The sequence below is a fragment of the Phenylobacterium sp. SCN 70-31 genome (genome assembly GCF_001724605.1).
Classification (GTDB): domain Bacteria; phylum Pseudomonadota; class Alphaproteobacteria; order Caulobacterales; family Caulobacteraceae; genus Phenylobacterium.
The window spans coordinates 104,792-127,543 of record NZ_MEEX01000004.1; the positions used below are offsets into that span (position 1 = coordinate 104,792).

The window sequence follows — 22,752 nt, forward strand, 5'->3', positions numbered from 1 at the left end:
GATTGAATGAGGCAAGCATGGGCTTTCGCACGCTGGATCAGGCGGATCTCTCCGGGAAACGCGCGCTCGTGCGCGTGGATTTCAACGTTCCCATGCAGGACGGCGCCGTCAGCGACGACACGCGCCTGAGGGCCGCGCTGCCCACCATCGAGAAACTGCGCAAGGGCGGGGCGAAGACGATCCTGCTGGCCCACTTCGATCGGCCCAAGGGCAAGCGCGTACCCGAGATGAGCCTGAAGCCGGTGGTGGAGCCGCTGGCCCGGGTGCTGGGCGTTCCGGTGGCCTTCGCCGAAGACTGCATCGGCCCCAAAGCGCGCGAGGCGGTGAACGCGATGCAGCCCGGGGATGTGCTGCTGCTGGAGAACGTGCGCTTCCACGCCGGCGAGGAGGCCAACGACCGCGCCTTCGCCGACGCCCTGGCGGCGAACGGCGACCTCTATGTCAACGACGCCTTCTCGGCGGCCCACCGCGCGCACGCCTCGACCGAGGCCCTGGCCCGGCGCCTGCAGGCCTATGCCGGCGAGCAGATGCGGCTGGAGCTGGAGGCCCTGGACTCGGCGCTGGGAAACCCCCAGCGGCCGGTGCTGGGCATCGTCGGCGGCTCGAAGGTCTCCACCAAGCTGGACCTGCTGCGCAACCTCGTAACCAAGCTGGACAAACTGGCCATCGGCGGCGGCATGGCCAACACCTTCCTCTACGCCCAGGGCCACGACGTGGGTGCGTCGTACTGCGAGAAGGACCTCGCCGACACGGCGCGCGACATCATCCGCCTCGCCGGCCAGAACAACTGCAAGCTCTTCCTCCCCCTGGACGTGGTTGTGGCCGAGAAGATGGCGCCCGGCGCGCCGGCGCGGGTGCGCGACGCGGGCTCGATCGACGACGACGAGCGCATCCTGGATGCGGGTCCCGAGACGGTCGAGCGGCTGTGCCGGGCCATGAGCAACTCCCGGACGCTGATCTGGAACGGCCCCCTGGGGGTGTTCGAGATGCAACCCTTCGACAAGGGCACCGTTACGGCCGCGAAGCACGCCGCCGAACTGGCCCGATCGGGGAAGCTGGTGGCGGTCGCCGGCGGGGGTGATACCGTGGCGGCCCTCAACCTCGCCGGGGTGACCGGCGATTTCACCTTCGTGTCGACCGCAGGCGGCGCGTTTCTTGAATGGATGGAGGGAAAGGAGCTGCCCGGCGTGGCCGCTCTGACCCGATAGAAGACAGGTAGATCGACATGGCCCGGATTACGCTGCGACAACTCCTCGACCACGCGGCCGAGCACGGTTACGGCGTGCCCGCGTTCAACATCAACAACATGGAACAGGCGCTGGCGATCATGGAGGCCGCAGAGGCCACCGATTCGCCCGTGATCATGCAGGCGTCGCGCGGCGCGCGGTCCTACGCCAACGACATCGTGCTGAAGCACCTGATCGACGCGATGGCCGAGATGTATCCGGCGATCCCGATCTGCATGCACCAGGACCACGGGAACAACGAGGCCACCTGCGCCACCGCGATCCAGTACGGCTTCACCTCGGTGATGATGGACGGCTCGCTGAAGGCCGACGGCAAGACGCCTGCCGACTACGACTACAACGTCGAGGTCACGCGCAACGTCGTGAACATGGCCCACTGGGTCGGCGCCTCGGTCGAGGGCGAGCTCGGCGTGCTGGGCAGCCTCGAGACCGGCATGGGCGAGAAGGAGGACGGCCACGGCTTCGAGGGCAAGCTGGGCCATGACCAGCTCCTGACCGATCCCGACCAGGCCGTGGACTTCGTCAAGGCCACCGAGGTCGACGCGCTGGCCATCGCCATGGGCACCAGCCACGGCGCCTACAAGTTCACCCGCCAGCCCGACGGCGACGTCCTGGCCATGAACGTGATCGAGGAGATCCACCGCCGCCTGCCCAACACCCACCTGGTGATGCACGGAAGCTCCTCGGTGCCGCAGGACCTGCAGGACCTGATCAACAAGTACGGCGGCGAGATGCCCCAGACCTGGGGCGTGCCGGTGGAGGAGATCCAGCGCGGCATCAAGCACGGCGTCCGCAAGATCAACATCGACACCGACAACCGCATGGCCATCACCGCCGCGATCCGGAAGGTCTTCGTCGAGAAGCCGGGCGAGTTCGACCCGCGCAGCTACCTGAAGCCCGCCAAGGAAGCCATGCGCAAGGTCTGCATCCAGCGGTTCGAGGAGTTCGGCACGGCGGGCCATGCCGGCAAGATCACGCCGGTTCCGCTCTCGGCCATGGCCAAGCGCTACGCCGCGGGCGAACTGGCCCCCAAGATCGGCATCACCCAGGTGGCCGCCGAGTAGCGGCTGCGGGCTCCGGCGGCTGCGCCGCCGGACCTATCCCGGCAGACTCGCATAGATCCGCTCGTAGAGGGGGCGGAAGGGATAGGCCCATATGTAGTCGGGGATCAGGCCGCCGAAGACGAGGCCGCAGGCCTGAGGCCGCCCCGCCACAGTGCGGCAGAGCAGCGAACCCGAAAGGCCCTTCCTGGCCCGCCCCTGCACCAGCCGCAGCTGCCAGAAGCCCCGGTAGTGGATTCGGACTCCATCGACGTTGGCCTCGTTGTCGCCATCGGCGGGTTCCGCCGCAACACATCGGAACAGTTCGCCGTTGGCGACGAACCAGTAGTCGTTCAGCCGCGGGCTGATGACGTCCATCTTCTCGAGGGCGGCCGAAACGTTCCGGATCATCAGAGGCTCGACCGATCGCGGATCGTCGACCCGGATGACCGCCGCGTCGGCCGTGGCCACCACGCCCTGCCTGAGAGGGCTCCAGTAGATCACCGGACCCAGCGGACGCACCTGGCCGCCGTCACGCCATCTCATGCGGCCCGACGCGCCGTTGGCGGCGACGTCACACGCCACATGGGCGTTGGTCAGCACGTAGCCGACGCCGCCCTTGGAAAAGGAGACGCCAGCGATCCCGAGATCGTTGTCGAACGCCTGGAGGACATCGCCCGAGCAGACCCCAAACCCTTCAGGAACGCCGTCGGTCTGGACGACGTCCGTGACGAGTGTTCCGACCGTGCGACCGTCCCCCTGCCGGATGGGGATCTCCTGCGGGACCCTCTGAGCCGCCGGGACGCTGGTCTTCGTCTCCACATAGACCTTGGCGGCGATCCGCCCCGATGGAACACCCCCGACGAGCTTCTCACCCAGCGTGACGTGTGTGACGTTGGGAAGTTGCCTGAGGGTCGCCGTGCTGCGGCGTATCGCCTGCCGGAGCTGTCGGCGGGCGGGCGTCACGGCCTACCGTCTCGCGGCGCCGCCGGGCATCGACACCGCATCACCCTCCGGAATCGACGGCGGCGTGGAGTCGGGCCGGGCCTTCTGGCTGCGGATCGTCGTCAGGGCGGGCGCGGCCGCGCCGTTGCAGTCGACGCTCCAGATCGCGAACTCGTCGCTTCCGCCGGCCGCCTTGTCGCTCAGTCCGTCCCCGAGTTGCTTGCCCGCCTTCGCTGCTTCGGTGACCGACTTCAGGAACTCCAGCGGAAGGGCCGTCGAGTCCTCCTTGGCCGAGACTTCGGTCAGGATGCTGTTGGTCATCTTCAGCGTGACCTCGTTCTTGGCGAGGAAGGTGCCGAACTGGACGGCGAAGGGCTTTGAACAGTCCGGAATGACCACGGTCGAAACACCCGAGCCTGTCGCCACCAGATAGGTCTTCGGCGCGAAGACCCTGAAGCCCTTGGTGGTCATGTCGCCCACTTCAACAGGCGTCGCGGTGGTGTAGGCGCATCCTCCGAGAAAGATCCCGATGCCCGCCGCAAGCCAAACAGATCGCGTTGTTCCCATAATCCGCCCCCATTTCCCGTAACGACGATCTCTGAGATTCGATTGGGAGTCAATTGAGGTTGTATTGAAAAATTAAACAACTTTAAGGACCAGGACCCAACCGGCCGATCACGCGTTAGCGTCACCATGGCGAGGCGCGTTCGAAAGGAAGAGAACTACCTCCGAGGTCTGGCGCGGGCGGCAGGCGGAGCGCTGCTCTTCGGATTCCCGCTGCTGATGACCATGGAGATGTGGGCGTTCGGCGCGCACATGGGGCGCTGGCGGCTCGCTCTGTTCGTCCTAGTCACGGCCTCGGTGGTCTATGGACTGAGCCGTTTCGCCGGGTTCCGGGAGGTGACCTCGCCGCTGGACGACCTGCTCGACACCGCGGCGGCCTTGCTGGTCGGGTTCGTCGTCGCGGCGGCGCTTCTCTGCATGTTCGGTCTCCTCGATCCGGAGACGGCCTGGCGCGAAGCCGTCGGTATGATCGCGGTCCAGGCCGCGCCGGCCAGCATGGGCGCCATGCTGGCCAACAGGCAGCTCCAGCGCGACCGGCCCCGGCGCGACGACGAGGATCACGCTGGCTATCCCGGTCAGCTCTTCCTGATGGGAGCCGGGGCGCTGTTCCTGGCGTTCAATGTGGCCCCCACCGAGGAGATGCTGTTGATCGGCTTCCGCATGAGCGCCTGGCACGCCATCGTCCTGGTGCTGGCCTCGCTCGCAGCGCTGCACGTCCTGGTGTTCACGGTGGGTTTCGCAGGTCAGCACGACTCGGAGAGCCATCTCAGGGCCTTCGCCCATTTCACCCTCGCCGGCTATGGCCTGGCCCTGCTGGTCAGCCTGTACGTGCTGTGGACCTTCGGGCGCCTGGACGGCGGATTGTCGGAGGCCGTGCGCGCCGTCGTGGTCCTGGGTTTCCCGGCGGCGATCGGCGCGGCGATCGCCCGGCTGGTGGTCTGACATGGCCCGCCGGAAGCCCTCGCCACCCGCCGCGCCCGATACGCCCGTCCTCGAATGGATCGCCGCCGCGATCGGTGCTCTCCTGACCCTCGGTGTCCTGGGTTATTCGGCCTGGGAGGGTGTAAGCGATCCTCGCGCGCCACCTGATCTCTCGGCCAGCGCCGAGGCGGCGACGCCCGGCCGGTCGGGGTTCGTCACGCCCATCGTCGTCCGCAACGCCAGTTTCGCCACGGCCGCTAATGTCGAGGTGATCGCGCGCCTGAATGTAGGCGGGCGCCCGTCCGAGACCCGCCGTGCGCGCTTCGCCTACGTGCCCGGCCGCGGCGAGGCGCGCGGGGGCGTGATCTTCCGGAGCGATCCCGCCGCCGGGCGCATCTCGGTGGAGATCGAGGGCTTCGCGGCGCCCTGATCAGGCCTTGGCGAGCAGCTCGCCCATCCGGCGGTGCAGCAGGTTGATGGCCTTCAGGGGCCGGATCATCACCTTGAAGCGGGTGATCTGTCCGGCCTCGTTCCACCAGATCAGATCGACGCCGTTCACCGTGATCCCGTCGATCTCGCAGGCGAACTCCAGAACCGCCGAGCGCTCGGCGCGCCATTCGCCCAGGTAGCGGAAGGTTTCGTTGTTCAGCACCTGCAACGCCCCGGCCAGGTACTTGACCGTGATCGCCTTGCCCACTTGCGGCGTATGCACGACCGGGCTCTCGAACGTGGCGTCGTCGGCGATCAGGGCGGCCATGACGGCGACGTCCCTGGTCTTCACCACCTCGTGCCAGCGGGCGATCGGGTCCATGCGGGTCTCCAGCGTTCGGTCTTCGTCGCGGGGCGGTGTCAGGCGTCGATGGGATTCCCGCGCATCTCCTTGATGAACAGGAAGCCCACCACCGCGGTCCCGGCCGCCACCACGATGGGGTACCAGAGGCCGTAGTAGATGTTGCCCGTGGCCGCCACCATGGCGAAGGCGGTGGTGGGCAGGAAGCCGCCCAACCAGCCGTTGCCGAGATGGTAGGGCAGCGACATCGAGGTGTAGCGGATCCGCGCCGGGAACATCTCCACCAGCGCCGCGGCGATCGGCCCGTAGACCATGGTGACGTAGAGCACCAGCAGCCACAGCAGGCCCACCACCAGCGGCTTGTTCATCAGCGCCGGGTCGGCCTTGGGCGGATAGCCGGCGGCGGCGAGCACCGTGCCGAGATCCTGGACCCAGGCGGCTTTCCGGGCGTCGAATTCGGCCTTGGGCAGGCCCGCGCCCTCGAAGCTGGCCAGTTCGACCTGGCCGACCCGAACGACCGCGAGCGCGCCGGCGGGGGCGGCGACGTTGTCATAGCTCACGCCCGATCCGGCCAGCGCCGACTTGGCGATGTCGCAGGAGCTGGTGAAGGCCGTCCGCCCCACCGGGTCGAACTGGAGCGCGCAGCGAGCGGGATCGGCCGTCACCGTCACCGGCGCCGCGGCGGTGGCCGCCGCGAGCTGGGGATTGGCCGCTGCGGTCAGCGCCTTGAAGATCGGGAAATAGGTGAAGGCGGCCAGGAGGCACCCCACCAGGATGATCGGCTTTCGGCCCACCTTGTCCGACAGCCAGCCGAACACGATGAAGAACGGCGTGCCCAGCGCCAGGGCGATGGCCACCAGGATGTTGGTGAGCGCCCCGTCCACCTTCAGCATCTTCTCCAGAAAGAACAGGGCGTAGAACTGGCCCGTGTACCAGACCACCGCCTGCCCGGCGGTGAGGCCCAGCAGCGCCAGGATCACGAGCTTGAGGTTTCCCAACTGGCCGAAGCTCTCGGCGAGCGGTCGCTTGGACGTCCTGCCCTCGCTGGCCATCTTCTGGAACACCGGGCTCTCGTTGAGCCGCAGCCGGATCCACAGCGAGACGCCGAGCAGCAGGATCGAGACCAGGAACGGGATGCGCCAGCCCCAGGCGCGGAACGCCTCCTCTCCGATCTGGGTGCGGACCAGCAGGATGACGATCAGGCTGAGGAACAGGCCCGCGGTCGCCGTGGTCTGGATCCAGCTGGTGTAGAGACCACGCCGTCCGGGGGGCGCATGCTCGGCCACATAGGTGGCGGCGCCGCCGTACTCCCCGCCCAGGGCCAGGCCCTGGATCAGCCGTAGCACGATGAGCAGGATCGGCGCGGCGACGCCGATGGCCTCGTAGCTGGGCAAAAGGCCCACGACGAAGGTCGAGAGGCCCATCAGCAGCATGGTGACGAGGAAGGTGTTCTTGCGGCCCCAGAGATCGCCCAGCCGGCCGAACACGATGGCCCCGAACGGCCGCACCGCGAAGCCGGCGGCGAAGGCCAGCAGCGCGAAGATGTAGCCGGTAACCTCGTTCACGCCCGAGAAGAAGTGGGCGGTGATGAAGCTGGCGAGCGAGCCGTAGAGATAGAAGTCGTACCACTCGAAGATGGTGCCGACCGACGCGCCGGTCACCACGCCGGCCTTCCCGCCGGTCTTCGACTTCGCCTCGGCCGGCGCCGCCATACGTCCCTCCCCTTTTCGCGGGAGGAACGGTAGAGCCAAATCGCCGGGTTCGTCACGATGTCCTTCTGCCGCGAGAGGAGAAGGACATCGCGGCTAGCTGTCCGGGAGCTCGCCCATGGCGCTCTGGAGGTAGTTCGGCTCGCCCAGGCTCTTCACGAGGCTGAGCTGGGTTTCGAGAAAGTCGATGTGTTCCTCTGTGTCGGTCAGGATCTCGCGGAAGATCTGGCGGGTGACGTAGTCGGCCGAGGTCTCGCACAGCTTGATGCCGTCGATGAGCGTCTGGCGGCCGCCCACTTCGACCGAGAGGTCCGCGGCCAGGCATTCCGGCACGGTCTCGCCGATCTTCAGCTTGTGCAGGTCCTGGAGGTTGGGCAGGCCGTCGAGGAAAAGGATCCGGTTGATGAGCTTGTCGGCGTGCTTCATTTCGCCGATCGACTCGTCATAGGTGATCTTGCCGAGGCGCTTGAAGCCCCAGTTGTCGTACATCCTCGCATGCAGGAAATACTGGTTGACCGCTGTCAGCTCGTTGGTGAGCACCGCGTTCAAGAGCTTGATGATCGCCTTGTCGCCTTGCACGTTCGGCCCTCCGTCAAATCACTGAAGGTTCGAATGGCGTCTGTGTCTGCACGATGTCAAAGACAATCTGTGCGAGTGATTTGCGGTTGCTCAGAAACCCACAAAATCGTCTGAGAATGATTTGCGCTCGCCCGCAACGGGGTGAAAAACGCCCCTATTCGGCGGCGTAGCGAAGCGCTTCGCGATCCTCGTCCAGCATCCGGCGCATGTCGCAGACGCAGCGCGCGCACTGGGCGGCGGAATCGCAGGCCTTGAAGATCTGCGCCGGCCGGCTGGCCCCCGCGGCGATGGCCGCGCGGACGTCACGTTCCCGAATGCCATTGCAGTTGCAGACGTACATTGGGCGCGGAAAACTCCTGATCGGACCCTCTTTCGATAGCGCCCTGCGAACGCCTTTGCAAGTCATTCGCATTCGATGAATTGTCGCAACCTGCGCTTAAACCGGTCGCGACCACCCGCTATAAGGAATGGTGGCGGCGCGTCGGCCGGCCACGACGCTCGAGGGACGGTCATGGACCTGGACGCGCTCCTGCTCTCGCGACTTCAGTTCGCCTTCACGGTCGCGTTCCACATCATCTTTCCCAGCTTCACCATCGGGCTCGCCAGCTTCCTGGCTGTGCTGGAGGGCCTGTGGCTGCTGACCCGGAAGGAAGCGTTCAAGACACTGTACCTCTTCTGGGTGAAGGTCTTCGCGATCTCGTTCGGCATGGGCGTCGTCTCGGGCGTGGTGCTCAGCTACCAGCTCGGGACGAACTGGAGCGTCTTCGCCGCCGTGACCGCGCCGGTCATCGGCCCCCTTCTGGCCTTCGAGGTGCTGACGGCCTTCTTCCTGGAGGCGTCGTTTCTCGGCGTGATGCTGTTCGGATGGCGAAAGGTGGGGCCCGGACTCCACTTCGCCTCCACGGTGCTTGTGGCCGTGGGCACCCTGATATCCGCCTTCTGGATCATCTCGGCCAACAGTTGGATGCAGCATCCCACAGGCCACGAGGTGCTGGCCGACGGCTCGCTGCGCGCCGTGGACTGGTGGCAGGTGGTGTTCTCTCCGACGTTCCCCGAGCGCTTCGCCCACATGGCGCTGGCGGCCTACCTGACCACCTCGCTGGTGGTGGGGGCGGCGTCGGCGTGGCGCATCCTCCGCTCGGGGCCGTCACCGGAGTCGTCCATCGCGCTGCGCATGGCCATCGGCATGTTCGCCGTGGTGGCGCCGCTACAGCTCGTGGTGGGGGACCTGTCGGGCAAGGACGTGCAGCGTCTTCAGCCGGCCAAGCTGGCCGCCATAGAGGGCTTCTGGGAGACACGTACGGAACAGCCGTTCCATATCGTCGCGTGGCCCGATCGCGCCATCGAGGGCAATCGCTTCGAACTTTCGATTCCCAAGGTGGGGAGTTGGATCACCGCCGGGAGCGTCGAAGCCGAGGTCCAGGGCCTGAAAGATTTCGCGCCCGAGGATCGACCGCCGGCCGCCATCGTCTTCTGGGCGTTCCGCGTCATGGTGGGCCTCGGGATGCTGATGATCGCGCTGGGCGCCTGGGGCGCGTGGCTGACGTTGCGGGACGCACTGGGGCGAGGCGGGCGCGAGGGCCCCGAGCGGAGCCGCGCCTTCCTCTGGAGCGCCGTCGCGATGGGGCCCGCGGGCTTCGTGGCGGTGATCGCGGGCTGGATCGTCGCCGAGGTGGGTCGCCAGCCCTATGTGGTCTACGGCTTCCTGCGCACCGCCGACGCCGTCTCGCCCATTGGCGCCGGCCAGGTCTCGGCCTCGTTGCTGGCTTTCATGGTCGTCTACGCGGTGATCTTCGTAGCCGGCATGCTCTACATCCTGCGGCTCATCGCCCAGGGCCCGCAAGGCGAGGAGGAGGACGCGCCCGTCTCCGATGGCCAGCCGCCGGGCAACGCGCTCGCCGCCGCCCCGCCGGAGCACCGCCCATGACCCTGGACCTGCCCCTTATCTGGGCGGTCGTGATCGCCACGGCCGTCCTGCTCTATGTCCTGCTCGACGGTTTCGACCTGGGCATCGGCATCCTGTTCCCCTTCGCGGCTTCGCCCCAGGAGCGCGATGTGATGATGGAGACCATCGCGCCCGTTTGGGACGGCAACGAGACGTGGCTGGTCTTGGGCGGCGGCGGCCTCTTCGCGGCCTTTCCCTTCGCCTACGCCACCCTCATGCCCGCGCTGTACCTGCCGATCATCCTGATGCTGCTGGCGTTGATCCTGCGCGGGGTGGCGTTCGAGTTCCGCCACCACGGGCGGGTGCGCGGAAAGGCGTTCTGGACCGCCGCTTTCGCCGGCGGCTCGCTGGTCGCGACCCTGGCCCAGGGACTCGTTCTGGGCGGCTTCATCCAGGGCGTGAAACTGAACGATCTGGCCTTCGGCGGCGGGCCCTTCGACTGGCTTACGCCCTACAGCCTGCTGGTCGCGGTGGGGCTGACGGCGGGCTATGCGCTGCTGGGCGCGGCGTGGCTGGTCTGGCGGACCGAAGGCGAGCTGCAGGCCCGGGCCCGCCGCTGGAGCTGGATGGCCACCGGCGCGGTGGCGGCGCTGCTGGCGCTGGTCAGCCTCGCCACCCTCTTCGTCCACCCCCGCGTCGCGGCGCGCTGGGGTTTCGGGGACGGCGCGCTGGAGCTGGCCACCCTGCTGCCGCTGCTGCCCATCCCCCTCGTGGGCCTCCTGGGACTGGCGCTGGCGATCTTCGGCCTGCGCCGCGGCCATCACGCCACGCCGCTCCTGGGCGCCTATGTGGTCTTCCTCTCGGGCTTCGTCGGGCTCGCCGTCGGCTTCTTCCCGCACATCGTCCCCTACGACATGACCTTCCGCCAGGCGGCCAACGCCGACAACGCGCTGGGCCTCATGCTCGTGGGCGTGGGAATCCTGCTGCCGGTGATCCTGGGCTACACGATCTGGGTCTACTGGCTCTTCCGTGGCAAGGTGACGGCCGGTGCGTCGTATCATTGAGCCGCCGCCCGAGGCCGGGGCCGCGCCTTCGCCGCTCTGGCGGCGGCTGGCGTGGTTCGTGGGCCTGGCCGTGGCGGGGACGTCGGCGACCGCCGCCGTGGCCTATGGGCTGCGATCCCTGCTGATGCCGTAGGGAACCCGTGTATGTAGGCGCATGGCCGCGCCCCTCTGCCGACTCTATCTGATCACACCGCCCCGCCTGGACGACCTGGCGGGGTTCGCCCGCGCCCTCGCCGGCGCGCTGGAGGTCGGCGATGTCGCGGCCCTGCAGATACGCCTGAAGGACGTTCCCGACGACGTGGTCGCCGCCGCCGTGGCCGGGCTCACCCCCGTCTGCCATGCCCGGGATGTGGCGGTGATCCTGAACGACCGGCCCGACCTCGCCGCCCGCCTGGGCTGCGACGGCGTGCACGTGGGCCAGTCCGACGCCTGCTATGCCGACGCCCGCCGCGCCGTCGGCCCCGACCGGATGGTCGGCGTCACCTGCCACGACAGCCGGCACCTGGCCATGGAGGCGGCCGAGGCCGGCGCGGATTATGTGGCCTTCGGCGCCTTCTTTCCCACCACCACCAAGGATGCGCCGACCCGGGCCGATCCCGAGATCCTCACCATCTGGCAGGAGACGATGCAGACGCCCTCCGTGGCCATCGGCGGAATCACGCCGCAGAACGCCCGCGGCCTCGCCGCCGCCGGCGCCGACTTCCTGGCGATCTCGGCGGGAGTCTGGGCCCATCCGCAAGGGCCGGCGGCGGCCGTCGCTGCGCTGGAGGCCGAGATCGCCGCGGGTGTGGCCGAACGCCCGGCCTGAACGCCTCCCCTCGAATCTCCAGAACGCCATCGAGAGGCTTTCCTTGCGTTCGAAGAGGGCCGACACTAGGTTCCGCGCCCTCCAATCCGACCGAGATCTTTTGACACCGTGAGCACCCAATCCGCCCTCCTGAAGGTGATGAGCGACGCTGCGCGCAAGGCCGCGCGCGGCCTCAACCGCGATTTCGGCGAACTCGCCGAGCTGCAGGTGGCCAAGAAGGCGCCCGCCGATTTCGTCTCGGCGGCCGACCTGAAGGCGGAACAGGTGCTCTTCGAAGCCCTCACCAAGGCCCGCCCCGGCTACAGCTTCCACGGCGAGGAGCGGGGGCTGATCGAGGGCACCGACAGGACCCACACCTGGATCGTCGATCCGCTGGACGGCACCACGAACTTCCTGCACGCCATCCCGCACTTCGCCATCAACATCGCCCTCGAGCGCGAGGGCGCGGTGGTGGCCGCCGTCACCTACAATCCCATCACCAACGAGCTGTTCTGGGCCGAGAAGGGCAAGGGCTGCTACGTGAACGACCATCGCCTGCGCGTGGCCGCCCGGCAGCGGATGGACGAGGCGGTGCTGGCGACGGGCATTCCCTTCCTGGGCCACGGCCAGCACGCGAAGTTCCTGAAGGAGCTGCATCAGATGACCCAGCGGGTCGCCGGCGTGCGCCGCTTCGGTGCGGCGGCGCTGGACCTGGCCTGGGTGGCCGCCGGCCGTTTCGACGGCTTCTGGGAACGCGATCTCAGTCCTTGGGACCTGGCGGCGGGCGTACTGCTGGTGACCGAGGCCGGCGGCAAGGTCACCGACGCCGAAGGCGGCGACGCGGTGCTGGCCCAGGGCTCGGTGGTGGCCTCGAATCTCGACCTGCACCCCCAGATCATCAGTCGTCTGGCCGCCGCAAAATAGGGCTAAGCTGGCGGACATGATGACCCGCCGCCAAGCCGTCCTCGGAACCCTCGCCGCCGGCGGGGCCTCAGCCTCCGCCGCCGGGGCCGCCTCGCCCGCGCCGCGACCTCTTGTGATCGCCCATCGCGGCGCCAGCGGCGAACGGCCCGAGCACACGCTGGCGGCGTATCGCCTGGCCATCGCTCAGGGCGCGGACTTCATCGAACCCGACCTGGTGGCGACCAAGGACGGCCACCTCGTGGTCCGCCATGAGAACGAGATCTCCGGCACGACCGACGTCGCCGCCCGGCCCGAGTTCGCGGCCCGCAAGGCCGAGAAGGTCATCGACGGGGAAAAGGTCTCGGGCTGGTTCACCGAGGACTTCACGCTGGCCGAGCTGAAGACCCTGCGCGCCCGCGAGCGTCTGCCGGCGCTCAGGCCGGGCAGCGCCACGTTCGACGGGCAGGAGACGATCCCGACCTATCAGGAGGTGATCGACCTCGCGAAGGCCGAGGGCCGGCGCATCGGTCGGACCATCGGGACCTATCCCGAGATGAAGCACCCAGCCTGGTTCGCCGGCCTCGGCCTGCCCCTGGAGGCCCGGCTCGCCGACACGCTGAAGGCGAACGACCTCGACCGCCGCGACGCGCCGGTCTTCGTCCAGTGCTTCGAGGTCGAGCCGTTGAAGGCCTTCGCGAAAATTTCGAAGGCGCGCCGGGTCATGCTCGTGGCCCGCGGCCCGGCCCCGGTGGACGTCATGACGGCGGCCGGCCTGAAGGCCATCGCCGCCTTCGCCGATGGCGTGGGACCGGAATGGCCCCTGGTGGTCCCGATCGTCGATGGCGCGCTCGGCCCGCCGACCCGCCTCGTGCGCGACGCCCATGCCGCGGGCCTGGCCGTCCATCCCTGGACCGTCCGCGCCGAGAACGCCTTCCTGCCGAAGGCCTTGCACCGCGGGACCGGGCCGGCGGCCCACGGGGACGCGGAGGCGTTGCTGAAGGCGCTATACGCCGCCGGCGTCGACGGCGTGTTCAGCGACTTCCCGGCCGCAGCGGCGGCGGCGCGGACCTGAGCCGATTGATCAGGCCCGCAAGGTTCTCGGCTTTGACGGCCGAGTCTGTCGTCAGGAGGATCGACGAGGTCGCAAGCTCCTCGTTGATGAGAGGCGCGGCTTCCACCCGGCCCTCGATCATAATCGCGAGGCGACGACCGATGTGATCGCGCGAAAATGCGGTGAGGCGTCGTTGACCTTCGGCAGTCAGCGCGATCTCGATAGCTGGGAGGCCTGTTTGGCGGTCTTCGATCACTTTTGCCGGCCCCATCATATGCGCCGTCAACAACGCATCCTTCGCGACCCAGATTTCCGCGCCATCCGGCGCCCGCATTAAGACCGCGACAGTCGGCAAGAGCGCCTGAGACGGGTTCGCGTCCAACACCGGCATCAGCGAGAAACGGCTGTCATCTGCTGCATTCGCCGGTGACCACAGAACGACCAGCGCGGACGCGACCGTGAGGATTCGCATGGCTACGCCGCCTCGAACTGCAGCGCCGCGAGCCGGGCGTAGAGGCCGTTCCGCGCCACCAGGTCGGCGTGGGTCCCTTCCTCGACGACGCGACCTTCGTCCATGACGACGATGCGGTCGGCCTTCAGCACGGTGGCCAGCCGGTGGGCGATGACCAGGGTGGTGTGACCCTTCATGGCCTCGTCCAGGGCGCGCTGGACGAGATGTTCGTTCTCGGCGTCGAGCGCGCTGGTGGCTTCGTCCAGCAGCAGGATCGGCGCCTGGCGGACCAGGGCGCGGGCGATGGCCAGCCGCTGGCGCTGACCGCCCGAGAGGCTGCGGGCGCGGTCGCCCACCTCGGTGTCGGCGCCGTCGGGCAGGGCGGCCAGGAAACCCTCGGCCTGGGCGGCGCGCAGCGCGGCCTGGACGTCGAGATCGTTGGCTTCGGCGCGCCCGAAGCGCACGTTGTCGGCCGCCGAGCCTGAGAACAACGGGCTCTCCTGGGCCACCAGCGCCATGCGCGCGCGCACCTGGACCGGGTCGGCGCGGCGGACATCGACGCCGTCCAGCAGGACGCGCCCGGCCTGGGGGTCATAGAAGCGGAGAAGCAGCCGGAAGACTGTGCTCTTGCCCGCGCCCGAGGGCCCCACCAGGGCGACCCGTTCGCCCGGCCGCACCGTGAGCGAGAAGCCGCGCAGGGCGGGCCTGTCCTCGCGGCCGGGATAGGCGAAATCCACGCCCTCGAAGGTCACCTCGCCGTGCGGTGGCGACGGCAGAGCGACGGGCTCGGCCGGGGCGGCCACGTCGGGCCGGGCGTCCAGCAGGTCGCCCACGCGCTCCATGGCCCCGGCCGCCTTCTGCACGTCGCCCCAGGTCTCGCCCAGGGTGCTGACCGATCCCGCCGCCAGCACCGACAGGAAGGCGAACTGGAACAGCGCCCCCCACGAGATGTCGCCGCGCAGGCCCGCCTGGACCCCGAGCCAGAACACCCCCACGACGCCGCCGAAGACCAGCACGATCACCGCGGCGGTCATCACCGCGCGGGTGGAGATTCGCCGCATCTGGGCGCGGAAGGCCGTCTCGACCGCCTCGCCGAACCGGGCCGCCGCGGCGCGCTCGCGGCCGAACGCCTGCACGGTCTCCAGCGCGTCCAGGCTCTCGCCGGCCGATCCTACCGCGTCGGCGAACCGGTCCTGGGCCGCGGTGGTGAGCCTGCGCACCCGCCGCCCGAACACGAACAGCGGGGCCAGCACGAAGGGGAAGGTGAGCAGGACCAGGCCGGTCAGGTGCGGACTGACGAAGACCAGCAGGATCAGGGCGCCGATCAGAGTGATCAGGTTGCGCAGGGCGACCGAGACCGAGGTGGTCAGCAGGTTCTCGACGATGGCCACATCGGTGGTCAGGCGCGACAGCACCTCGCCCGTGCGCGTCTTCAGGAAGAAGGCCGGGTCCAGCGTCAGGATATGGCCGTAGACCGCCTTGCGCAGGTCGGCGACCACCCGCTCGCCCAGGCTGGTGACGAAGTAGAAGCGCATGGCGGTCGCCAGCGCCAGCACCCCGGCCACCGCGCCCACCACCAGGAACCGCCGGTTCACCGTCGCCGGGTCGAGCCCCGGGTCGGTGAGGTTGTCCACCACCAGCCGGATCGCCCCCGACATGCCCAGGGTGGCGCTGGAGGACAGGAGCAGGAAGAGGAAGGCCGCTGCGCCGTGGCCCCAATGGGCGGCCAGGAACGGGCGCAGGCGGCGCAGCGCGCCGACGTTGCGGCTCCGGTCCCGCTTCTGCGCGCCGTCGGCCAGGGTCTGCGCCAGCGCCTGCCCGGCGCTCGGGCGGCCGGGCGCGGAAGGCCCCGCCCCGGAAGGCCCAGCGACGGAAGATCTGGCCGCGACTGACTCTGGCCCCGACTCGCTCATCCCCCTCGCACCTTGCAATCCCCGACGCGTTTCTCTATACGCGCGGCTTCCATTTTCGCCGCCCTCGCGGGCGGCCGGCCCCTATCGGCCGCTCCTTTACGTCAGGCGCCCGTTCGATGAAACAAGACATCCACCCCGACTACCACTTCATCACCGTGGTCATGACGGACGGCACGACCTACAAGACCCGCTCCACCTACGGGAAGGAAGGGGACGTCCTGAACCTGGACATCGACCCCAAGACCCACCCGGCGTGGACCGGCGGCGGCCACCAGCTTCTCGACCGCGGCGGTCGCGTGTCGCGCTTCAACGCCAAGTTCGGCGCCTTCACCCGCAAGTGAGCCGACGACGGTCGATCCCCGCTGGCGGGGATCGAGGCCGAGGTGGAGTTCCAGGACGCCGCGAGGGGAAACCTTCGCGGCGTCTGTCGTTCCAAGCCGCGCCTACTGGAGTTTGAAGGCCCCCTGGAGCGTCACGCCGTAGATCGCCCCGTCCCGGCCGATGCGCCAGCTCGGCCCCTGCGAGGCGCCGCCCCGTCCGTCCTGGATTCCCCACCGCCCGTCGAAGTCGAGGTTGTGGCCGGGCAGGACCGTGGACCAGAGCAGCAGACCCGTCTCGCCGTCGAAGCCCTGTAGCTGGAAGTCCTTCGCCGGCGTGCGCTCCGAGACGTAGAACACCCCGCCCGACGAGGCCAGCAGCCGCGCCCCGCGGGCGACGGGCCGCCGCCAGGCGAGGCGGCCGTCAACCAGCCGATAGCCCCAGATCTGCCGCACGTTCCCCGTCTCGACCTCGACCGCCAGAATGTCGCCCACGGCCACGCGGTTGATGATGGTCTGCCCGGGGACCGGAGTCGTCGTCCAGAGCGTGGCGCCCGTGCGCGCATCCAGCGCCCGCAGGCCCTCCCCCGCGGGGGGGAGGCCGATCCTGACCGGCCCCAGCAGGCCCTGAACGCGGATGATCACCCGGCCGCCCGCCACCATCGGCAGGCCGTCGTCCGAGCGGTACGAGGTCACGCCCGCCGAGGTGTTGCCCTGTTCGACGACCGGCTGGGCGGTATGCCGCCACAGGGTGCGCCCCGTCCGGAGGTCGATCGCGTGGAGTTGCCGCGTCGGGGGCTCGGGCTGATCCTTGCTCCGGGCGGTCTGATACAGGACGCCGCCCGACGCGGCCGGCGCGCTGAACGTGGGTGTGTACCTGGGGTCCAGGTTGTCTGGCATGGCCAGGCGGAAGTCGAAGTTCTGCCAGACGATCCGGTCCATCTCCGGACTCAGCGCGCTGATGTAGCTGTGCCCGTTGGCCGTGGACTGGTTCACCACGGTGAACACGCCGCCAGCACTACGCGTCGGCCCGCGCCGGGCGGGCGTGAGCGTGCGCACGATACGTCCGGCCTTCACGTCGATGACGTAGTGATCGGTCGGTTCGCCGTTCTCGCGAGGATAGATCAGAAGCACCTCGCCCGACGGGAGTTCGTGGAAGGCCACCTGCCCCATGGACCCGCGCCGATTCCCCGCGGCGCAGATGCTGGCGATGCGCCAGACGAACCGGCCCGTCTTCGTGTCCAGCGCCGAGACGCCTTCGTTCCCGTCGTTGTTGCAGCTTCCCGTGAGCATCAGGTCGCCCACGAGGAAGGGCGACCAGGCGCCCCACCAGCCCGGCTTCACCTCCCACGCCTTGCGGGGCGCGGTGAGGATCGGCAGGGCTGGGAACTCGCGGCTCGCGCAACTCGTGCCGAAGGTGGAGCTCATCGCCAGCGTCTCGGCGCACACCTCGCGCGGGGGCGCCGCGCGCAGGCGGGACAGGGCGGCGTCGCGCGCCGCCGGCGAGTCGTCCGGGATCACCGCCGCGGCCAGCGGCGAAGCCGACAGCAGGATCGAGAGGCCAAGCAGCCCTATGCCGAGGGCGAAGCGTTTCATCACGGCGAATGGCCCTGCTGCCGAAGTCCGCCGGAGCCTATCCGGCGAAGCCGGCTCCGCGCTACGGCTTTCGGCTCCAGGCCAGGACGACCTAGCCGCCGAAGGCGGTCTTCAGGCGATCCAGATGGCCCAGCACGGGATTGGCCGGCTCGGCGGTCCGGCTTTCAAGGTACATGCGCCGGTCGAGATGACGGACGCGCTCGTAGAGGCGTTCCGCCCGGTCGGCGAGGCCGGTCAGGCCGTGGGGAAGTTCGCCGCGGGCGGCTTCGGTCTCGGTGCTGCGCGCGACGTCGTCGGGATTCAGCCGATAGCGGTCCTCGCAGGCCGCCGCGGGCGCCATGTCCCCCTCGCGCACGGCGCGTTGGACCAGCAGCCACGACGCCACCTGCATCAGCCGTGTGGTCAGCCGCATGCTCTCGGCTGCGTAGGCCAGAGCCGCGTTGCGGGACAGGAGCTTGGATTCCTGGCGGCCCTCGCCGTCGAGATAGGTGGCGGTCTGTTCGACCAGATCCATGCCTTCCTGGAAGGTCCGCTCGAAAAGCTCCGAACGGGCGAAGTCCTGGATCACGCCGTTGCGCCAGTCCGGCGCACCCGCGCCGTGGAAGTTCGGAGCCTGAAACTCGTGCATCCGCTCACCCTACCTCGAAACGGGTTTCCGCGCGCTGAACGAAACGTCGCGGACGGTCCCGGCGATGCAACCTCCGTGCCATCCGGCCCTGACGTCACGACCGGGGCGCGAACAGGGCGTCGGCCGCCGCGCGGCCGGACCTCTTCCTGTCGATCTGGGCGCGGACCCGCGCGATCTCGGCCTCCAGGACGCCGAGCCGATCCTCGAGTTCGCCCACACCGTAGAGTTCGAGATCCTCGCGCGTGGCCTCGATAAGCCGTTGACCGCGTCCCATCCGGACGTCTGCAGGCTCGTCCATCGCCGGACCCTCCCTTTGCGTCCCCCGATCCGGAAGCTATCTGAACGTCAGTCCGGATTTCCGCAAGCGCCCGAAAGGCCCGCCATGACCAGTCCCCTCGAGAACGAGACCATGACCGCCATCGCCATCGAGGGCGGCCGGGGGCCGGCCTCGGCGCTGCATCCCACGCGGTCGCCCCTGCCCGAGCCGAAGCCCGGCGAGATTCTGATCCAGGTGCGCGCCGCGGGCGTGAACCGGCCCGACATCGTCCAGCGGCTCGGCGCCTATCCGCCCCCGCCCGGGGCGCCTGAGACGCTGGGCCTCGAAGTGGCCGGCGTGGTGGCCCGCGCCGCAGGGCGATGGAAGGTGGGCGACAGGGTCTGCGCCCTGCTGGGCGGCGGCGGCTATGCGGAGTACGCGGCGGTCGACGCCCGCCACGCCCTGCCCATCCCCGACGGCCTCGACTTCGTGCAGGCGGCGGGACTGCCCGAGACCGTGTTCACCGTCTACGCCAACGTGTTCCAGCACGGCGCGCTGAAGTCGGGTGAGACCCTCCTGCTCCACGGCGCCACCTCGGGCATCGGCGTCACGGCCATCCAGATGGCCAAGGCCGCCGGCGCGAAGGTGATCGCCACCGGCCGGGGCGCAGACAAGGCGAAGGCGGCCCTGGCGCTGGGAGCCGACGTGGCCGTCGACGTGACCGCCGAGGACTTCGCCGAGGTCGCCAAGCGCGAGGGGGGCGTCGACGTCGTGCTCGACATGGTGGGTGGCGACTATGTCTCGAAGAACCTGGACGCCTTGAACACCGGCGGACGGATCGTCTTCATCGCCAGCCTGGGCGGCGGTCAACTCGACCTGCCGATCTTTCGCATCATGATGAAGCGCGCGGTCATCACGGGCTCCACCCTTCGCCCCCGAGATCCCGACGAGAAGGCGCGGCTGGCTGGCGAGGTCGAGCGGGTGGTGTGGCCCTGGATCGCTGCCGGCAAGGTGAAACCTCAGGTCGACCGCACCTTCCCGCTGGAAGAGGCCGCGGCCGCTCACGCCCACTTGGAAGGCGGTTCGCATGTCGGGAAGGTGATCCTCGTCCCGGGCTGAGGACAGACGGTATGTGTCCATACCGAAAAATCTAAAATGTTGACGCCGGAGGCCCCCGCCCCCACCGTCCGGCGTATCGATCGAGGCGACGAAGATCGCCCGTGCGGACACGATGGCCCGAGCCGCCACATGGGAGGACGACGGATGACCGCCGTTGCCGGCGCGGCCCAAGCGCCGCGCCTGGGGTATCTGACCAAGACGGCCTATGCGATCGGGGCGACGGCGACCGCGCTCAAGCTCCGCGCGTTCTCGACGTTCCTGGTCATCTTCTACAATCAGGTGGTGGGCCTGCCGCCGCAGATGGTCGGGTCGATCCTGGCCGTGGCGCTGCTCTTCGACGCCTTCCTGGACCCGATCCTGGGTCAGATCTCGGACAACTTCCGCTCCCGCTGGGGCCGCCGCCACCCGTTCATGCTGGCCGCCGCCGTGCCCTACGCGCTCTGCTTCTTCCTGATCTGGAACCCCCCGATCGGCTGGAGTCATGAGGCGCTCGGCCTGTATCTGATGGTCCTGATCTTCGCGGTCCGGTTCTTCGACACCTTCTTCGAGGTGCCGCACCAGGCGCTCGCGCCCGAGTTGGCCAAGGGCTACGACGAACGCACCAACCTCATGGCGCTGCGTCACTTCTTCCTCGTGATCGGCGGCCTGGGGATGACCGTCCTGGCCTATCAGGTCTTCCTCAAGGAGCAGCCGGACGGCACGGGGGGCGTTCTGGCCCGCGACGGGTACCTCGGCTACTCCCTCACCGGCGCGCTGATCATCTTCGTCACGATCCTGATCTCGGTCTTCGGCACCGCGCACCGCATCCCCGAACTGGCCCAGCCCCCCATGCGGCGCGTCACGCTGAAGGGCATGGTCCTCGAGATCGTGCAGACGCTGAACAACCGCTCGTTCATGGCCATGGTGGTCGCCAGCATGTTCGCCGCCGTGGCGGTGGGCGCGCGAAACGGGCTGGAGATTTATTTCGGCCTCTATTTCTGGGAGCTGCGACAGGTCGAACTGGCCGGTCTCGCCGGCATGAGCGTTCTGGGCGGCTTCATCGGCGTGTTCCTGGCCCCCATCGTCGCGAAGCTGTTGGGCAAGAAGTGGGGCGCCCTCGCCCTGTGGGTGATGGGGGTGGTCGTGCACATCACCCCCGTCTCCCTGCGCCTGCTCGGACTGGCGCCCGAGAACGGGACGCCACAGCTCCTTTGGCTGCTCTATGGCGAGGAGATCGTAAATGCGACCCTCGCTGCGGCCGTCGCCATCCTGCTGGCCTCGCTGATCGCCGACATCGTCGAGGACGCCGAGGTCAAGACCGGGCGGCGCTCGGAGGGGCTGCTGATGTCGGCCAACGCCCTGCTGCGCAAGGCGGTCTCGGGCGGCGGCATCCTGGTGGCCACCACGGTCCTGGCCTTCGTGGGCTTCCCCGAGAAGGCCGAGCGTGGCCAGGTCTCCCCTGAGGCGCTGACCAATCTGGGACTGGCCTATATCCCCGTGATCGTCGGCTTCTACGCCGTGGCGATCCTCGCCATCGTCGCCTACGGCATCGACCGCAAGAAGCACGACGCCAACCTCGCGGCCCTGCGCGCGCGGCTGGGCGAACAGGCCGCGGCCGAAGCTGGTCCCGGGATCGGCTCGGGCGAGGCCCCGCCGTCGCGCGGACCCTGATCCCGGGTTCGCGCTTACCGCTCGAAGACGCCCATGAGCAGGGGGCGGACGAAGACTGAGGCCGCCGCCTTGGGCCGGACATCGGGAACGAGATAGCCCAGGTCGGCGCACGAGTTGAGGGTGGCGTTCAGCATCTGCGAGGCGATGAACGGATCCACGGGCCGGATCGAGCCCTCGGCGATCCCGTCCGAGATCATCGAGGCGAAACGGTCCGACACCCGGTTGGCGTGTTCGACCATGGTCTTGCGCATCTGTTCCGGCAGGGCCGTCAGGGCGTTGGTGCGCAGGAGCGGGCCGTGGTCGGAAAGCTGGAACTCGCCCAGGGCCGCGGCGCAGGACGAAACCTTCAGCCACTGATCGCCGGGCAGTTCCATCGCCAGGCGTTGGGCCCGCGTCATCACCTCGAAGCTCCGCTCGAAGCAGGCCACCACAAGATCGTCCTTGGCGTCGTTGTGGTGATAGAAGCTGCCCTTTGTGACGTTGAGCTCCGCCGAGATCTTGTCGACGGACGCCCCGCGGTAGCCTCGCTTGTTGATCAGCCGGGTCGCCGCCAGCAGGAACGTCTCCCGCGCGCCTTCCGACCCCTCGCGGGCCGCCAGCGCCTCGGGCGCGATGGGCGCGGGCGACCACTCGGCCCCCGGCACGGCCAGGCCGTTGACCAGGATGTCCACCATCCGGTCGCGGATGCGCGGATAGTCCTCGGTGTCGTACTTGGACAGCCATGCGCCGCCCCAGAAGACATGCTCCAGCAGCATGCGGGTGCGCGCCGTGCGGCGCCCGCGGGACATCCACGTCAGGTCGGGGTGGTCGAAGATCTGCCGCGCCTTGCGGAACAGACGTCCATAGGCGTTGGCAACCTCCTCGCGCCGGGGCGAGGTCAGCGCCCGCAGTTCCGAGATGATGGGCAGGGGCGGGGCCTGCCCGGCCTCGGTCCGCTTCAGGATGTCGAGATATCGGGTGATGAAGACATGCAGGCGCTCGGGCGGCGTGGGCGCCCGAGCGGCGCCCTCGGCGAGGTCGGTCAGGGTCTCGATGCCGCGGGTGATGCAGGCGGCCGCGAGGTCGTCCTTGCGCCGGAAATAGTAGGTGACGCTGGTGGTGGAGAGATCCACGGCCGCCGCCGTGTCGCCGAGCGTCAGGCCGCGGATGCCCTTGCGGTTCAGGATCCGGGTGGCGGCGTCGAGGATCGTCTCCCGCTTGCGCTCGAACCGGTCCGTGGATCTCGCCGCGGCGCTGCGGGTCATAGGCTCGTGTGTCTCCGATGAAATCCCTTTTGACCGCGAATGACGGTCTTAGCCAAGGGGTTACGACGCGCCAGGTTTAAGCTTGGCCGCGGG

25 protein-coding genes are annotated in these 22,752 nt (G+C 68.9%); 13 read left to right on the top strand and 12 right to left on the bottom strand.

Annotation, left to right across the window (positions count from 1 at the left end):
- Positions 1-17: 17 nt before the first annotated feature.
- Positions 18-1,208, top strand: a complete 1,191-nt coding sequence (locus tag ABS78_RS02810; RefSeq protein WP_293374667.1) for a phosphoglycerate kinase — start codon at positions 18-20, stop codon at positions 1,206-1,208.
- Between the two features lie 17 nt (positions 1,209-1,225).
- The gene (gene fba / locus ABS78_RS02815; protein ID WP_293374669.1) at positions 1,226-2,311 is read left to right on the top strand and encodes a class II fructose-bisphosphate aldolase; all 1,086 of its coding nucleotides are present in this window, start codon (positions 1,226-1,228) and stop codon (positions 2,309-2,311) included.
- Between the two features lie 33 nt (positions 2,312-2,344).
- Here the strand turns inward: fba and ABS78_RS02820 are convergent, their stop codons facing one another.
- A complete protein-coding gene (locus tag ABS78_RS02820) occupies positions 2,345-3,253 on the bottom strand; it encodes a hypothetical protein (RefSeq protein ID WP_293374671.1) in 909 nt (302 codons plus the stop codon).
- 3 nt (positions 3,254-3,256) lie between these two features.
- Positions 3,257-3,703, bottom strand: coding sequence for a hypothetical protein (locus ABS78_RS02825; RefSeq protein WP_293374673.1), 447 nt, complete (start codon positions 3,701-3,703; stop codon positions 3,257-3,259).
- A 222-nt stretch (positions 3,704-3,925) separates the two neighbouring features.
- Here ABS78_RS02825 and ABS78_RS02830 point away from each other — a divergent pair, with 222 nt between their 5' ends.
- Both ABS78_RS02830 and ABS78_RS02835 read left to right on the top strand, forming a co-directional pair.
- Positions 3,926-4,738: a TIGR02587 family membrane protein gene (locus tag ABS78_RS02830; RefSeq protein ID WP_293374675.1), complete on the top strand. Its 813-nt coding sequence runs from the start codon at positions 3,926-3,928 to the stop codon at positions 4,736-4,738.
- Between the two features lies 1 nt (position 4,739).
- The gene (locus tag ABS78_RS02835) at positions 4,740-5,147 is read left to right on the top strand and encodes a hypothetical protein (RefSeq protein WP_293374676.1); all 408 of its coding nucleotides are present in this window, start codon (positions 4,740-4,742) and stop codon (positions 5,145-5,147) included.
- Here ABS78_RS02835 and ABS78_RS02840 read toward each other — a convergent pair whose 3' ends face one another.
- The 4 genes from ABS78_RS02840 to ABS78_RS02855 form a co-directional block, all read right to left on the bottom strand.
- The gene (locus ABS78_RS02840) at positions 5,148-5,528 is read right to left on the bottom strand and encodes a nuclear transport factor 2 family protein (protein WP_293374678.1); all 381 of its coding nucleotides are present in this window, start codon (positions 5,526-5,528) and stop codon (positions 5,148-5,150) included. It lies immediately after the preceding gene.
- A 38-nt stretch (positions 5,529-5,566) separates the two neighbouring features.
- Positions 5,567-7,219: an MFS transporter gene (locus ABS78_RS02845; protein WP_293374680.1), complete on the bottom strand. Its 1,653-nt coding sequence runs from the start codon at positions 7,217-7,219 to the stop codon at positions 5,567-5,569.
- A gap of 93 nt (positions 7,220-7,312) precedes the next feature.
- Entirely contained in the window at positions 7,313-7,795 is a 483-nt protein-coding gene (gene bfr, locus ABS78_RS02850) for a bacterioferritin (RefSeq protein WP_293374682.1), read from the bottom strand.
- Positions 7,796-7,949: 154 nt separating this feature from the next.
- Positions 7,950-8,135, bottom strand: coding sequence for a (2Fe-2S)-binding protein (locus ABS78_RS02855; protein WP_293374684.1), 186 nt, complete (start codon positions 8,133-8,135; stop codon positions 7,950-7,952).
- Between the two features lie 171 nt (positions 8,136-8,306).
- Between ABS78_RS02855 and ABS78_RS02860 the strand changes: the two genes are divergently transcribed.
- The 6 genes from ABS78_RS02860 to ABS78_RS02885 all read left to right on the top strand — a co-directional run bounded on the left by ABS78_RS02860 (position 8,307) and on the right by ABS78_RS02885 (position 13,506).
- Positions 8,307-9,722 (top strand): cytochrome ubiquinol oxidase subunit I, encoded by a 1,416-nt coding sequence (locus ABS78_RS02860; protein WP_293374686.1) that lies wholly within the window; start codon positions 8,307-8,309, stop codon positions 9,720-9,722.
- Positions 9,719-10,744, top strand: a complete 1,026-nt coding sequence (gene cydB, locus ABS78_RS02865; RefSeq protein ID WP_293374688.1) for a cytochrome d ubiquinol oxidase subunit II — start codon at positions 9,719-9,721, stop codon at positions 10,742-10,744. Before ABS78_RS02860 ends, cydB begins: the two co-directional genes overlap by 4 nt.
- Complete coding sequence (locus ABS78_RS02870) at positions 10,728-10,877, top strand: hypothetical protein (protein ID WP_293374690.1); 150 nt, start codon at positions 10,728-10,730, stop codon at positions 10,875-10,877. The genes cydB and ABS78_RS02870 overlap by 17 nt, the downstream gene beginning before the upstream one ends.
- A 21-nt stretch (positions 10,878-10,898) precedes the next feature.
- Positions 10,899-11,552, top strand: a complete 654-nt coding sequence (thiE, locus tag ABS78_RS02875) for a thiamine phosphate synthase (protein WP_293374692.1) — start codon at positions 10,899-10,901, stop codon at positions 11,550-11,552.
- A 108-nt stretch (positions 11,553-11,660) separates the two neighbouring features.
- Positions 11,661-12,455: an inositol monophosphatase family protein gene (locus ABS78_RS02880; protein ID WP_293374694.1), complete on the top strand. Its 795-nt coding sequence runs from the start codon at positions 11,661-11,663 to the stop codon at positions 12,453-12,455.
- A gap of 19 nt (positions 12,456-12,474) precedes the next feature.
- Positions 12,475-13,506, top strand: coding sequence for a glycerophosphodiester phosphodiesterase (locus ABS78_RS02885; protein WP_293374696.1), 1,032 nt, complete (start codon positions 12,475-12,477; stop codon positions 13,504-13,506).
- On the opposite strand, the gene ABS78_RS02890 is transcribed toward ABS78_RS02885, so the two are convergent.
- Both ABS78_RS02890 and ABS78_RS02895 read right to left on the bottom strand, forming a co-directional pair.
- Positions 13,466-13,957 (bottom strand): hypothetical protein, encoded by a 492-nt coding sequence (locus ABS78_RS02890; RefSeq protein ID WP_293374698.1) that lies wholly within the window; start codon positions 13,955-13,957, stop codon positions 13,466-13,468. The two genes, ABS78_RS02885 and ABS78_RS02890, sit on opposite strands and share 41 nt — an antisense overlap.
- Positions 13,958-13,959: 2 nt before the next feature.
- Positions 13,960-15,849 carry an ABC transporter transmembrane domain-containing protein gene (locus tag ABS78_RS02895; protein WP_293374700.1) on the bottom strand — a complete coding sequence of 630 codons (1,890 nt, stop codon included), beginning with the start codon at positions 15,847-15,849 and terminating at the stop codon, positions 13,960-13,962.
- A gap of 116 nt (positions 15,850-15,965) precedes the next feature.
- On the opposite strand from ABS78_RS02895, the gene rpmE reads away from it, so the two are divergent.
- Positions 15,966-16,190, top strand: a complete 225-nt coding sequence (gene rpmE / locus ABS78_RS02900) for a 50S ribosomal protein L31 (RefSeq protein ID WP_293374702.1) — start codon at positions 15,966-15,968, stop codon at positions 16,188-16,190.
- Positions 16,191-16,292: 102 nt separating this feature from the next.
- Here rpmE and ABS78_RS02905 read toward each other — a convergent pair whose 3' ends face one another.
- The 3 genes from ABS78_RS02905 to ABS78_RS02915 all read right to left on the bottom strand — a co-directional run bounded on the left by ABS78_RS02905 (position 16,293) and on the right by ABS78_RS02915 (position 18,688).
- Positions 16,293-17,762 carry a PQQ-binding-like beta-propeller repeat protein gene (locus tag ABS78_RS02905; protein ID WP_293374704.1) on the bottom strand — a complete coding sequence of 490 codons (1,470 nt, stop codon included), beginning with the start codon at positions 17,760-17,762 and terminating at the stop codon, positions 16,293-16,295.
- 91 nt (positions 17,763-17,853) lie between these two features.
- The gene (locus ABS78_RS02910) at positions 17,854-18,390 is read right to left on the bottom strand and encodes a DUF1465 family protein (protein WP_293374706.1); all 537 of its coding nucleotides are present in this window, start codon (positions 18,388-18,390) and stop codon (positions 17,854-17,856) included.
- Between the two features lie 94 nt (positions 18,391-18,484).
- Positions 18,485-18,688 (bottom strand): DUF1192 domain-containing protein, encoded by a 204-nt coding sequence (locus tag ABS78_RS02915; RefSeq protein ID WP_293374708.1) that lies wholly within the window; start codon positions 18,686-18,688, stop codon positions 18,485-18,487.
- Between the two features lie 84 nt (positions 18,689-18,772).
- Between ABS78_RS02915 and ABS78_RS02920 the strand changes: the two genes are divergently transcribed.
- The gene (locus ABS78_RS02920; protein ID WP_293374710.1) at positions 18,773-19,765 is read left to right on the top strand and encodes an NAD(P)H-quinone oxidoreductase; all 993 of its coding nucleotides are present in this window, start codon (positions 18,773-18,775) and stop codon (positions 19,763-19,765) included.
- Between the two features lie 144 nt (positions 19,766-19,909).
- Positions 19,910-21,415: an MFS transporter gene (locus tag ABS78_RS02925; protein WP_293374712.1), complete on the top strand. Its 1,506-nt coding sequence runs from the start codon at positions 19,910-19,912 to the stop codon at positions 21,413-21,415.
- Between the two features lie 14 nt (positions 21,416-21,429).
- On the opposite strand, the gene ABS78_RS02930 is transcribed toward ABS78_RS02925, so the two are convergent.
- On the bottom strand, positions 21,430-22,659 hold the full coding sequence (locus ABS78_RS02930) for a TetR/AcrR family transcriptional regulator (protein ID WP_293374714.1): 1,230 nt from the start codon (positions 22,657-22,659) through the stop codon (positions 21,430-21,432).
- Positions 22,660-22,752: the final 93 nt, after the last annotated feature.